The organism is Flavobacterium alvei (assembly GCF_002920895.1).
GTDB classification, from domain to species: Bacteria; Bacteroidota; Bacteroidia; order Flavobacteriales; family Flavobacteriaceae; genus Flavobacterium; species Flavobacterium alvei.
The window spans coordinates 155,287-168,946 of record NZ_PQVG01000004.1 but is presented as its reverse complement, the minus strand read 5'-3'; the positions used below and the strand labels follow the sequence as shown (position 1 = coordinate 168,946).

General features: G+C 33.5%; 9 protein-coding genes. 8 read left to right on the top strand and 1 reads right to left on the bottom strand.

Going from position 1 to position 13,660, the window contains the following annotated elements:
- Positions 1 to 36: 36 nt before the first annotated feature.
- The 4 genes from uvrC (at position 37) to C3L50_RS08185 (ending at position 6,435) form a co-directional block, all read left to right on the top strand.
- Positions 37 to 1,830, top strand: a complete 1,794-nt coding sequence (gene uvrC / locus C3L50_RS08200; RefSeq protein ID WP_103805690.1) for an excinuclease ABC subunit UvrC — start codon at positions 37 to 39, stop codon at positions 1,828 to 1,830.
- A gap of 9 nt (positions 1,831 to 1,839) precedes the next feature.
- Complete coding sequence (locus tag C3L50_RS08195; RefSeq protein WP_103805689.1) at positions 1,840 to 4,041, top strand: patatin-like phospholipase family protein; 2,202 nt, start codon at positions 1,840 to 1,842, stop codon at positions 4,039 to 4,041.
- A gap of 332 nt (positions 4,042 to 4,373) precedes the next feature.
- On the top strand, positions 4,374 to 5,156 hold the full coding sequence (locus C3L50_RS08190) for a DUF3108 domain-containing protein (RefSeq protein WP_103805688.1): 783 nt from the start codon (positions 4,374 to 4,376) through the stop codon (positions 5,154 to 5,156).
- A gap of 64 nt (positions 5,157 to 5,220) precedes the next feature.
- Positions 5,221 to 6,435: a M23 family metallopeptidase gene (locus tag C3L50_RS08185; RefSeq protein WP_103805687.1), complete on the top strand. Its 1,215-nt coding sequence runs from the start codon at positions 5,221 to 5,223 to the stop codon at positions 6,433 to 6,435.
- A 60-nt stretch (positions 6,436 to 6,495) separates the two neighbouring features.
- Here the strand turns inward: C3L50_RS08185 and C3L50_RS08180 are convergent, their stop codons facing one another.
- Positions 6,496 to 8,241 (bottom strand): O-antigen ligase family protein, encoded by a 1,746-nt coding sequence (locus tag C3L50_RS08180; RefSeq protein ID WP_103805686.1) that lies wholly within the window; start codon positions 8,239 to 8,241, stop codon positions 6,496 to 6,498.
- A gap of 146 nt (positions 8,242 to 8,387) precedes the next feature.
- Here C3L50_RS08180 and C3L50_RS08175 point away from each other — a divergent pair, with 146 nt between their 5' ends.
- From C3L50_RS08175 to C3L50_RS08160, 4 genes are all read left to right on the top strand, one after another.
- Entirely contained in the window at positions 8,388 to 9,920 is a 1,533-nt protein-coding gene (locus C3L50_RS08175) for a transglutaminase domain-containing protein (RefSeq protein ID WP_133158865.1), read from the top strand.
- Positions 9,921 to 9,961: 41 nt separating this feature from the next.
- Positions 9,962 to 10,675 carry a hypothetical protein gene (locus C3L50_RS08170; protein WP_103805684.1) on the top strand — a complete coding sequence of 238 codons (714 nt, stop codon included), beginning with the start codon at positions 9,962 to 9,964 and terminating at the stop codon, positions 10,673 to 10,675.
- An 84-nt stretch (positions 10,676 to 10,759) separates the two neighbouring features.
- Positions 10,760 to 12,223, top strand: coding sequence for a T9SS type A sorting domain-containing protein (locus tag C3L50_RS08165; protein ID WP_103805683.1), 1,464 nt, complete (start codon positions 10,760 to 10,762; stop codon positions 12,221 to 12,223).
- Between the two features lie 4 nt (positions 12,224 to 12,227).
- Positions 12,228 to 13,643, top strand: a complete 1,416-nt coding sequence (locus tag C3L50_RS08160; protein WP_103805682.1) for a CotH family protein — start codon at positions 12,228 to 12,230, stop codon at positions 13,641 to 13,643.
- Positions 13,644 to 13,660 lie beyond the last annotated feature (17 nt).

The following is a 13,660-nucleotide window of genomic DNA, read 5'->3' as shown; positions in this document are numbered from 1 at the left end:
TTTGGAACTTCATATTTTTCAGGTTAACTTTGTTATATGAACAACCCAACTCTCGAACTTCAAATTCAAACCTTGCCTGACGGCCCTGGTGTCTATCAATATTATGATAAGGAAGGGAAGATTTTATACGTTGGCAAAGCCAAAAATCTTAAAAAAAGGGTTTCTTCCTATTTCAATAAAATTCACGATACGGCCAAAACCAATGTGTTGGTCAAAAAAATTGTAACCATAAAACACATTGTGGTTCCAACGGAAACCGATGCACTTTTATTAGAAAACAATTTGATAAAAACCTTGCAACCCCGCTATAATGTGTTGTTGCGTGATGACAAAAGTTATCCTTGGATTTGCATCAAAAAAGAACCTTTCTCTAGAATATTTTCTACCAGAAGAATGGTCAAGGATGGTTCAGAATATTTTGGACCTTATACGAGTTTCAAGACAGTAAGTACTATTTTAGAATTGATAAAAGAGTTGTATCCAATCCGAACTTGCAATTATGATTTGTCTCGCTCGAATATCGAAAGCGGAAAGTTTAAAGTGTGTCTGGAATATCATATTGGCAATTGCAAAGGGGCTTGCGAAGGCTATGAATCTTTGGAAGAATACCAAAAACAAGTTGATGCCATTCGGGAAATTTTGAAAGGAAATTTCAAGGAATCAATGAAGGATTTCAAGAAATTGATGATGGATTTGGCTAGCAAAATGCACTTTGAAGAAGCCCAAAAAATAAAAGAAAAAATTGAAATTCTCGAAAATTACCAATCCCGATCCACGATTATCAATCCGAAAATCACCAATATTGATGTGTTTTCGATAATTTCGGACGAAAGTGCTGCTTTTGTCAACTTCTTGCAAATTTCACACGGGTCGATTATTCGTTCGCATACAATGGAAATCAAAAAGAAATTGGACGAAACCGACGAAGAATTATTAGAATTGGCAATTATCGAACTTCGGGAGCGTTTTCAGTTATTATCCAAAGAAATTATTGTTCCGTTTGAAGTAGATTTGGGCGAAAAAATAAAAGTGAGCGTTCCGCAATTGGGCGATAAAAAACAAATTTTGGATTTGTCCATTCGCAATGCCAAGTTTTATCGCATCGAACAATTGAAACAATTGCAAATCGTAGATCCTGACCGTCACGCCAACCGAATTATGGCGCAGATGCAAAAAGATTTGCGATTGCCAGTAGAGCCGCGTCATATTGAATGTTTTGATAATTCGAATATTCAAGGAACCAATCCAGTTTCGGCTTGTGTGGTTTTTAAAGACGGTAAACCGAGCAAAAAAGACTACCGCCATTTCAACATAAAAACCGTCGAAGGCCCAGATGATTTTGCTTCGATGACCGAAGTAGTTTACAGAAGGTATAAAAGATTGTTGGACGAAAACGAACCTTTGCCACAACTCATCATCATTGACGGAGGAAAAGGACAATTGTCTTCGGCGTTAAAAAGTATTGACGAATTGGGATTGCGTGGAAAAATTGCGATTATTGGTATTGCCAAACGATTAGAAGAATTATTTTATCCGGGTGATTCTATTCCGTTGTATTTAGACAAAAAATCGGAAACGTTGAAAGTAATTCAGCAATTACGGAACGAAGCACACCGTTTCGGAATCACCCATCATCGGGATAAAAGAAGCAAATCGGCATTGAATTCTTCGATAGAAAGCATTCCAGGAATTGGCGAAAAGACCATGTTAGCCTTGATTCAACATTTCAAAAGTGTTAAAAGATTGAAATTGGCAACAGAAAAAGAAATTTCGGACATTGTAGGTGTATCAAAAGCCAAAAAAATTACCGACTTTTACAAAACCAATTAGCAAATCACAATGAAAAAATTTGCCCCATTCCTTTTACTTCTTTTCGCTTTTCAATTGTCTTTTTCGCAAGACACTATCAAAAGACCAAAAATTGGATTGGTTTTGAGTGGAGGTGGAGCCAAAGGATTTGCTCACGTAGGAGTTTTGAAGGTGCTAGAACAAGCGGGTGTAAAAATAGATTTCATCGGAGGAACCAGTATGGGAGCTGTAATAGGAGGTCTTTATGCTTCGGGGTATAACGCCACACAATTAGATTCAATTGTTAGGATAACCAATTTCGATAATTTGTTAATTGATTATATTCCTCGTTCGTCAAAAAGTTTTTACGAAAAAAGAAATGATGAGTTGTATGCCCTAATTCTCCCGTTTAATAAATTCAAAATAGGAGCGCCTCAATCTCTTTCAAAGGGGATGTTTAATTACAATTTGTTTAACCGACTTACTTTGCATGCCAGACATGTGAGGGATTTTAATCAATTGCCAATTCCTTTTTTGTGTATGGCAACTGATATTGAACTAGGAAAACAAGTGATTTTAGACAAAGGAGTTTTGGCGCAAGCTTTATTTGCCAGTTCAGCATTGCCATCGGTTTTTTCGCCCGTAATTCTTGACGGAAAACTCTTGGTAGATGGAGGTGTTACTAATAATTATCCCATTGATGAAATTAGAAAACTTGGAGCCGACATCATTATAGGTGTAGATATGCAAAGTGGGTTAAGAGGCAAAGAAGAGCTTCAGGATGGCACCAAAATTTTATTTCAAATCACGAACCTTCAGATGATTGAAAAAATGAATGCCAATTCTAAAAATACCAACATTTATATTAAACCAGACATCACAAACATTGGAATTGTCTCTTTTGAAAAAGCAAAAGAAATTATTCTTAGAGGCGAAGAAGCAGCTTTTACGGTTTATGAAGATTTGGATAAACTAGCAGATAAATCAAATCCTTATCTAAAACCCAAATTAAAAGTAGCATCTGACAGTTTGCAAATTGTAAATATAATATGCCATAATTTGGTTCATTATTCCAAAGCTTATATCGAAGGAAAGTTGAAATTTAAGTCTGGAGCAAAAATCAATTATAAAGATTTAGAAACAGGAATCAATAATATTGATGCTACTCATAATTTTGGAACGGTAACCTATTCCTTAGAACCCAATGGTACAGGAGACGATTTAGTTCTTAATTTGATTGAAAATCCAATTATTACCTATCTTAAATTCGGATTGCATTATGACGGACTCTTTAAAAGTGCCGTTTTGGCCAATATTACTAATAAAAACACCTTTTTTAAAAACGATGTAGCCTCACTCGATTTGATTATAGGCGACAATGTGCGCTATAATTTAGACTATTATATCGATAATGGATACAATTTGAGTATTGGATTTAAATCGCAATTGAATCAATTCAACAAGAATGTTACAAAGCAAATCAGTAGTTTGTCTATTGATCCATCGATAAATTCTATAAATGTTAATTTTCTTGACTTAACTAATCAGTTGTATTTTCAATCCATATTTGCTCAAAAATTCCTTATAGGCTTAGGTTTAGAACACAAATATTTAAATATAAATTCTGAAACAATTGTCAACTCAAATTCCGTTATAGACCGAAGTAAATATGGTAGCGTTTATGCTTATATGAAATATGATTCGTTTAACAATCAATATTTTCCAACAAAAGGATGGTATCTTATGGGCGATATTCATAACTATTTATTTTCTACAGATTATTCAGGAAAATTCAATCCATTTTCGATAGCCAAAGCCGATGCTGGTATTGCAGTAAAAGTTTTTAATAAAACCACCTTCAAATTGCAAACAGAAGGAGGTTTTTCTATAGGAGAAAAAAGCGTTCCATATTTTGATTTTGTTTTGGGAGGCTACGGTTTTATTCCAGTTAATAATTTCAAGCCATTTTATGGATATGATTTCTTGAGTGTTGCAGGAGATAGTTATCTAAAATCTTCTTTAGCAATTGATTATGAGGTTTTCAAGAAAAACCATTTGAATTTTTCAGCTAATTATGCCAATATCGGAACCAATCTTTTTGATTCGTTAGACTGGATATCTTTGCCAAAATATTCGGGATATGCAATAGGTTATGGATTAGAAACCATAATTGGTCCAATAGAAATAAAATACACTTGGTCGCCAGAAATCACCAAAGGATTTACTTGGTTTAGCATTGGATTTGGGTTTTAAATCGCAAACAGCCAAAATAAAATTTATAGAGACAACAGAAAAACCCACTTTTTTTTATATAATGTAAAAAAATAAGTTGAAATCAATTTAAGTGTTTGCATTCAATATGTTAAACTTTATTTTTATTAAATTTTATCTAAAACCAGTTGTACCTTTGCACCTGAAAAAACGAAAGGGGTGGTTTCCTTTCGCATTTCATATAAATTTTCATAATTTATATTTTTTTGGTTAGTTAATAGCATGAATTCTCAGTCATTATTTGACTGAGTTTTTTTGTTTTAATACATTTGGAACAAAATTTGTTTAGCAGTAAAACAATAGTTTAAAAAAGGATGAAAAAAATTATTCTAGTACTTATAGGTTTTGCTGTCTTAGGATTTACACCTCAAAAGGAATCGGCTTTTGATGTAGGAGAACAATTTGTTTTTAGAGTCCATTACCAGTTTGTACAAGCAGGTTACGCCACTTTAGAAATTAAAGAAGCCATAATAAATAAAAAAAAAGTTTTTAAAGTTATCGGAAAAGGCTATACGACTGGAGTTTCTCGATTTTTTTTTAAAGTAGATGACACCTTCGAAAGTTATATTGATAAAGAAACAGGTAGCCCGTATCAATATGTTCGAAAAACTGATGAAGGTGGTTATACCAAAAATCAAGAAGGATTCTTCAACCCATCTGAGAATAAGGTTTTAGTAAAAGATTACAAACACAATACCGAGAAGACCTTTTCTATTCCCAAAAACACCCAAGATATTTTATCGTCTTTTTATTATCTGCGAAATTATCCCAATATTGATAAAATGAAAGTGGGAGAATTTGTGGCAATCGATATGTTTTTTGACGATAAAACTACAAAATTTAGGTTAAAGTTTATAGGGCGTGAGGATATTAGAACTAAATTTGGAATCGTTTCGACAATGATATTTAGACCATTAGTTCAAACTGGACGCGTATTTAAAGAAGAAGAAAGTTTAACTGTTTGGATATCAGACGACAACAATAAACTGCCTGTTCGAATAAAAGCAAGCCTTCTTGTAGGCTCCATAAAAGCAGATTTAGATAGTTACAAAGGGTTAAAATTTCCCTTAAAAGTTAAAAAAAACAAGCGTAGTTGATGTTTGACTCAAATTTTAATTGATTCCGAAAAGACCGCTTGATAAATAAATAATTATAGCTAATTTGAAAAAAGTATTTCTAATTATTATCGTTTTGTTTTCAATATTTTCTTGTAAACAAACAGAATCTGAGAGCATCACTCCAGAGCTCGAGGCACATCAAAGAACAGAACAATTTGGTTTTAATTTCAACGATTTTAATGTTCTTCACGACACCATAAAAAGAGGAGACACTTTTGGGAGTATCATTCAGCACCAAAATCTTGGTGGTAATGAAGTTTATGATATCATCCAGAAAGTAAAAGATAGTTTTGATGTTAGAACCGTTAGAATCGGGAAACCTTATACTTTTTTGCGCTCAAAAGACCGTTACAAAAAACTACAATATGCTATTTATCAGCCTGACAGAGCTAGTTATTTTATTATTGATTTTAGAGATTCGGTTAGCGTTTCTAAAGTAACAAGACCTATTCGAATTAAAAAAAGAACCATTGCTGGAGAATTAAAAGGTTCGTTTTCAGAAGAATTACATAGGCAAAAAGTAGATCCAGCATTGGCCAATAAATTAATAAAAGTATATGCTTGGTCAATCGATTTTTTCAAGTTAAAAAAGGGTGATCAATTTGGAGTTATTTTTACTGAAAGATATATTGATGACACTATTTATGATGGTGTTGATAGTTTGAAAGCAGCTTTTTTTGAATACAAAGGCAAAATGGTTTATGCTTTTCCTTTTGCTCAAAATAAAGGAGGCAAAATTGATTATTATGACGAAGACGGAAAGGCACTCAAGAATTTTTTCCTCAAATCGCCACTCAAATATGCAAATATTACTTCGCGTTTTTCGAGAAGTAGATTTCATCCCGTACAAATGATCTGGAAAGCCCACAAAGGAACCGATTATGCTGCGCCAACAGGAACTCCAATTATGACAACGGCATCAGGAATTGTGGAACAAACGGGTTACACCGCCGGAAACGGAAATTTTGTAAAAGTAAAACACGACAAAACCTATTCTACTCAATATTTACATATGTCCAGAATTTTGGTTCGAAGAGGACAACGAGTTACCCAAGGAAGCATTATTGGTAGAGTAGGCAGCACAGGACTGGCAACAGGACCACACGTTTGTTATCGATTCTGGAAAAACGGCGTGCAAGTAGATGCTCTAAGATTGAAATTACCCAATTCTCAACCTATGGAAAGTAAAAATCTGCCTCGATTTAAACTACAAATAGAACCACTAAAATGGGAATTGGATAGTGTTGCTAATTTGTAAATGAAAAAAAATCTTTTATGGAAATCTTGTATATTAAAGCCAAAATGCAATTTCTTCTTCTTAATATTTACTCTCAAACTCATTAAGATATAATTTGGCTTTTCTCTTAAAGCTGATAATTGTAGTGGATGGTATTTTAATTGGTAAATTGATGATTTCTAAAGCCATTTTTTTTGCTTTTTCATTTTGTTTAGTTGCTACGAATAAATCAAATAAATCCATTCGAGCTTCATATCGATAGGGTTCAACATTTTTATTGTATTTGTAAATATCTTCGGTTTGGGTGTATTTTTTTTGTTTTCGTAATCCATTGGCAAGGATTCTTCCTAAAGTTGGTTTTCCAGAACGTTCAAAACCAGTTTGCATATAGTTAACTCCTTCTTTTTTGTATCCATTTTTGATAAGAATGATTCCTCCAACAAAAAGTTCCTCACCTTTGTTGTCAATTTTGGATAAATACCCTTGTAATTGATTTTCTCCTTTTAGATAAATTTCATCTTCATACAATTTGTATAGTTTGTATTCTGCATAGATTCTATTAATTTGTATGGATGCAAAAGACAGGATAAGTCCAATTCCAATGTATTTATAGATTGCTTTATTTTCAAATTCATAAATCACTTTTGGGAATGTTGAATTTATAATTATAATGCTGCAAATACAAGCTATTATTGCAAAAATGGGTAGTGTAAGAATGTTGTTTGTGAGCGAAAAAAGCAGTAAACAAAGTAATATTGTTCGAGCTGTTTGAATTTCAAAAGCGATGTCTTTTTTCTTGAAAAGTAGTATTATGAAAACTAAAAAAAAGGCAATCCATAAAACGCCAAGTTCAAAAGTCAATTCTAATAAATCATTGTTAGTATTATAAACATAGCCTGCATTTTTCATTTCTTCCCAATTGGAATTATTTTCAAAATACTGTGCTTTGGCTTTATTATATTCTAAAGAAAATGAATTTACACCGTAGCCTAAAGGATTATGAGCAATTTGTTTTATAACTTGTTGGGTAGTAAAATAACGTCCCGAAGTAGATTCTGTTTTGTTCTTGTTAACAATTTCGACAAAATAAAAACTACTGGCTAAAAGCAGACCAATTCCTAAAACTGTTTTCCAATTAAAAAGAGGTTTCGTTTTTACTCTCGAATGATAAAAATAGTAAGCGATTGCTATACATAAACTAATAAAAGCACCTCTGGATTCACTAATACAAAGCCCAACGAAAATTAATAGCAAACTAAATCCCAAGCCAATTTTTAGCCATAAAACTTTTGTTTTTTGCAATAAAAACAAAGTACAAAGGCAGCCAATACTTAAATAAATACCTAACTGGTTAGGCGAAAAGAAGATTCCTGTGGTCACGAAAAATTCATTGGGAGATGAAACCAAATGCTTCCATTGTAAAAACATCCAAAAGACATTGATGATTGCTGTAATGGAACAAAAACACAATAGGATTTCAAGTACTTTTTTAACGATATCAGCTGTTGTGCAATAACTTCTAAACATTAAATAAATTGCCAAATAACCAGTGTAATTCCAAATAGATGTATTGTAAACCGTAGCTTTTGATAAAAATATAAAATGGATTATTCCAATGGCTGAAAGTAGTATTAATAGACCATCAAATACATTGATTTTTAGTGTTTTAATTTTGGTTTTTACTGCAAATACGAAGGAAACAATAGTCAGTGTAAAAATCCAGTAAATATAATCTCCTTTGAGAAAAGGGAGGCTTTTACTAGAGCAGTTTATGATTGAAGTAATGAGTACTAAAATGTAAGAAATGGAAAAAAAATTAATTTTCATACTTGCTTATTGATTGGAAGATTCGAATTACAAATTTTAGCTTTTTTAAGAAAATAGAGGTTAAATAAATTTAAAACTTAACTTAATTTTAACATTTAATTGTTTTTTTTTTTATGACTTTTGATAAAAAATGTAAGAAAGTAATTATGGTTAAAAAATACTTATTCTGTTTTCTGATTTGTACTTGTAGTTTGTTGGCTCAGCCCAAAGACAGTACGGTATTAAAAAAAATAAACTTAAAAAACCTATTGACAGCACATTATGAAAACGATGTCCAAAAACAACAAGCGGTCGCTTTTTTGATAGATAATATTACAATCCAACAATCTCAAAATTATAATTGGGTAGATGAGAGCGGCAAAAAAATCTCTTTTAACGAACTTGAATATGACAATAAAGAAATTGCCGTAGCCGAATTTCAAAAACTAAAAAACAGTATAAAAATTAAACCTCAAACCTACCAATTAAAGGATATTGATGCTGTAACTCCTGAATTATTAATTAAAAACATTGACTTGGCTTTTGATTCTTGGAGGAATAATACTTGGTCTAAATCGTATGATTTTGCTACTTTTTGTGAATACATTTTGCCTTATCGAAGTATGACCGAGCCTTTGGAAGATTGGCGTAGCGACTATCAGTTTTTAGTCTCTAATGCCAGCAATACTGTTGCTGATAAAAATGCAGCTGCCGAAGTCGCTACGAATGTAATTTTGGAACTTAAAAATTTCATGTTTTTAGACAGTCGTCCCGATCCAATCCCTTTTTTGAGTCCAAAACAATTGCTATTTAGAAGAGAAGGAGCTTGTAGTGACTTGGCTAATTTAACCTTATTGGCTTGTCGCTCGATGGGGCTTGCAGTAACTTTTGATTTTACTCCTTTTTACGGAGCATCTTCTAAAAGGCATTTTTGGAACACAATAATTACCGAAAAAGGTGAACATATTCCGTTCAACGGCAACTGTTTTGGTAATTCCAAAGGTTTGCCTTATGCTTATAATGCTACCGAAAAACGTTTAGCCAAAGTGTTTCGTAAAACCTATTCCATTCAACAAACTGCTTTAGCAACTACAGTAGATTCTAAGATGATACCCGATGGATTTATGAAAGATAAAAACATTGTAGATGTTACGGCAGAATATGTGCCTGTCGGAAAAATAAGTTATTCAATTCCTGCAACAAATCCAGCAACCGTTGGGTATCTGAATGTTTTTAATCTTGGCAAATGGTGCGCTACTGATTGGGGAAAGAAAACTTCAAACACTATAGAATTTAATAATTTAGGAACGAGTATCGTGTATTTGCCTAGTTTTTATTTGGCTGATACTCAAAAAATGCAAAAAGAACAATATCCCATATTATTGGATGCCAAGAAGAATCAAATCTTGTTGAAGCCCAATTATGCTAAAACATTTTCATATAGTATTACTAGAGACAAGACTATAAAAGGACCAACATTGGATTTTAATTCCTTTGAAGTTTTTGATAATGAAGTTTTCAAGCTTCTGGTTTGGGACAATGGTTGGAAAAAAATCGAAGAGGCGACTGCAAAAAATAATGCAATCCATTTTTCTAAAATACCCGACAATGGATTGTTTCTAGTACTCTGCAAAAAAAGTAATGGCTACGAGCGCATTTTTAGAATCAATACGGCTACCAAGCAAATCGAATGGTACTGAAATATAAATTCCAAATATAAAATTCCAAAAAACAAAACAATATGAAAAGACTAATTTATCTAGCAATTCTTTTGCTTGCAACAGCAATCCAAGCTCAAAATTTTGATGAGCCAAAAAACGCATCCATTCCTGATGAAGAAACAAAAACTGCTACAAAATCGGCGGAAAAAGAACCTCATAATGCAAGTGTTGTAGCCGCCGCAATGGAAAAAGTATTTTACATAAATGCCAAACGTGCAGGACTTACTGATGATAAAACCAAAGATTTGATAAAAATCATAGACGAACGAAATCAAGTTTTAAAAGATTTGGATACTAGAAAAAAACAAGCCAATGCGCCATTCAGTATTGAAGACCCAGGAACTCTGTTTAATTTCAAAATTAAGGAAGCCCGAAATCGGTATGCCAAAAAAATCAGCCAATTAGTTACCTACAACCAATACTGTTATTTTGTAGTGGATAATTACAGAGAAGAAGCTATAGAAAAAGCCAAACCTGAGTATATGCAATTAAGCAAAGGCAATCCTGATTTGACCAAAGACCAAAAACAAAAATTGTATAAACTTATTTATAGCTATCATTTGAATCAACTTTTGACCAACTCTTATTTAAGTTTTGACTCTAATTTATTAAAACCCAAACTTGGTGTTTTAAGATTCAATTTCGAAAAAGAGTTTGCTAAAACTTGCAAAGAATACAATGTGAAAGTGAACGAATCCAAAGGTTCTACTTCAAATGGTTTTCAATGGAATTAGAATTAATAGGAACAAAGATAAAAGACAAAATCAGAATTTAAAAGATGAATAAAGGAATAATTAATAACACCTAAATAATTGCAAATGAAAAAAACGTACACATTGATGCTCTTGTTTTTAGCTTTGGGAGTAACGGCACAGACCGATTGCAAAATCAAGCTGGAAACTGCCAAAGAAATTATGGAAAGCGATGCGCTTTTCAAAGATTATGACAAAATTTTTCGAGACCTCTTGCCTTGTGCAGAGTCTGGTGTACCCTTAGCCCAAAACTATATCGGGCTGATGTATGTGGGAGGACTTGGTGTAGCCAAAGACGAAGCCAAAGGATTTACCTATATTGAGCAAGCCGCCAACAATAACAGTGCCATTGGGCAATTCAACCTCGGAAACTTGTACCGTCAGGGGCAAGGTTGTACCCTCAATATGGACAAAGCGGTAGAATGGTTTCAAAAAGCGGCTGATAAAAAAAATTCCCGAGCCGCTTATTCTTTGGGTTATATGTATCTCAAAGGATTTGGTGTGCCACAAGATTACAGCCAAGCCGTAGCTTGGTTCGAGAAAAGTGATTTTGATATGGCAAAACACTGGCTCGGAGTGTGTTATTACTTGGGTTACGGAGTACCACAAAATACTGACAAAGCCTTGGAATATTTGTATGGCAACAAAACCCCAAATAGCAGAGCATTCCTGAAGAACATAAAAATAGACAAACGAGAGCAAGTGTTGTCTCAAGCCGATCAGGCCATTGAAAAAGCCAATGAAGGAGATAAAAAAATAGCACCAGAAGTAATTGCTGCCAGCCGAGAAATGGTTACTGAAAACGCTGTAGAGACCAAAGTCCTAAAAACCAATGATATTGTGGGTGAATGGACAGGACGTTTTATAGAATACGACTGGTCTGGAATAACTCCTTTGCGCGTTTTGCCTATAGACATCACTTTCAGCAAAAACGAATTGGGCGACCTGCAAACCAAGATTGTTTTTGAGGGCAAGACTTTTGAAGATTTAGTGCTTTTCGATAACAATAATCTTTTCTTGCAAGGTTTCAATTTCAACCTTGAGCAATTCTACAGCCATAGTTTTAAGACTTATCCACTTGATTATAGTGTTTTGGGTATGGACTTGAGTCAAAAAACCTACAACAACACGCCTTATTTACTAGCCGATGTCGATAGTTTTATAGGCGTTTGGAAAGAACCTGGTACGCCAATATCACTAGTGTTGCGACCAAAAAATGAAACCACTGTTACTGCCGAAGAAGATGCCGTATTGCTAGCACTTGCTGCTCAAAAAGCAGAGTTTATCAAGGTATATCCTGTGCCGTTCCAAGAACAACTCTACATAGGTTTTGAACTCAACGACCCTGCCCAAGTACAAGTAACCCTAACCAGTGTTGCTACAGCACATACAGTGCAAGTAGCTACCACAACCCTACAGGCAGGAATGCAATCCTACACCGTAAACACTGCTGACTTGCCCAATGGCTATTACGTGATACGGGTTCAGGAAAACGAAAAACTACACACTAGAATCGTAATCAAACAATAAAACTATGAAATCGCCACAAACAACAAGTTTGCAAAAGCAAACACCGATAAATAAATGCGATTCTCCATGTGACCGCCAAAAAACAACTTTTACACATGGAAAAAACATTTTGAAAAAGTGGAATAGCAAATGGTTTTTGTTATTTTTGTGTACGTTCTTTAGTTTAACGATGCAGGCGCAGTGGGATGAAAATCAAGATTTAATTGACTTAATAAATGAATTTGAAGAGCTTGGAGGTCACGTTGATTATTATGATACTGTTCAAGATTATATTGATGTTGTAAACAATGACGACGATTATTCAAATGATATGGAATATCGAGAATTTATAGATCCTGATCTTGTAGGAGACATTCAAAACTATGATGAAAGTACAGGTAATTATGAGATATATGATCATTCAAACGGTTGGTTTCCAGTTGATGATGGTTGGGGTGATTTTATGCAGGATTATAACGACTGGGTTGCTCAAATGGAACAAGAAGAACAGGAAGCTCTAGATGAGTATTATGATAGTATTAACGATGATGAAGTACCTCCTGAAGACAATAATGGGGCTGTTGAAACACCTACACCAGAACCGCCTGTTAAAGGCAAATGGTATTTAGACAATGATGGAGATGGCTATGATTCAGGAACAGATATAGCAGAAACAAGCCCTGGAATAGGTTGGAAAGAAGGTACTTCAAAAGGCCCTGATTGTAATGATGACCCGCAAACTGGTAAACTTGTTCACAAACTTAATAAATGTGGGAAATGTGAGGTGGAACCAGAATCGACAGATTGGAAAATATCTGATGTAATTGACAACGCCACAGGTCTATTAAAAGAAATGATTGTTAGAGCCAAATTAACAGCTCCTAATTTAACAATCATAAAAAGTGGAAATCATCAAGGAGCAAAAACCAACGTTAGATGTGAGGAAATAAAAATTGGGGAAAATGCTGCAGAAATAAAATCTAATTCCCTTCTAGCATTTGAATTGTCACATGTTTTAAATACAAATTTATACACCACAACTTTTAGAGATGGGTTATTAAAAACTAAAGCTGAATATGTTAAAGCGTCCGCTTTATTTGAAGCAGAAGGTTTTCTTTTCTCGCAAGTTATTAAAAATACAGAAGCTAAAACCTTGAATGATTGTGAAAAAAATCTATTAGCTATAAGTGCTTTAAAACACGATTATTCAAATTTAACCGTAGATCAAATTAAAAATCAAATTAGACAAAATGGTGAGTTGGATTCTAAAGCTCAAGACTTAATTGCAAACGGAATAGTTGTGAGTACTGGAAAAACTTTAGTACAAAAATATGAAGCGGATTATGATAGATGGCAAAAACTTATTACTTGGTACAGAACAGTAAAGAAATTATCCGATACTGCAATAGCAAAACTATTACTACCACTAGATTGTAATTAATAATTATTAAAATAACA

Bases quoted from the DNA above. Each gene is read 5' to 3' on its own strand.
- uvrC (WP_103805690.1), top strand. From the start codon at position 37: ATGAACAACCCAACTCTCGAACTTCAAATTCAAACCTTGCCTGACGGC.
- C3L50_RS08195 (WP_103805689.1), top strand. From the start codon at position 1,840: ATGAAAAAATTTGCCCCATTCCTTTTACTTCTTTTCGCTTTTCAATTG.
- C3L50_RS08190 (WP_103805688.1), top strand. From the start codon at position 4,374: ATGAAAAAAATTATTCTAGTACTTATAGGTTTTGCTGTCTTAGGATTT.
- C3L50_RS08180 (WP_103805686.1), bottom strand. From the start codon at position 8,241: ATGAAAATTAATTTTTTTTCCATTTCTTACATTTTAGTACTCATTACT.
- C3L50_RS08175 (WP_133158865.1), top strand. From the start codon at position 8,388: ATGGTTAAAAAATACTTATTCTGTTTTCTGATTTGTACTTGTAGTTTG.
- C3L50_RS08170 (WP_103805684.1), top strand. From the start codon at position 9,962: ATGAAAAGACTAATTTATCTAGCAATTCTTTTGCTTGCAACAGCAATC.
- C3L50_RS08165 (WP_103805683.1), top strand. From the start codon at position 10,760: ATGAAAAAAACGTACACATTGATGCTCTTGTTTTTAGCTTTGGGAGTA.
- C3L50_RS08160 (WP_103805682.1), top strand. From the start codon at position 12,228: ATGAAATCGCCACAAACAACAAGTTTGCAAAAGCAAACACCGATAAAT.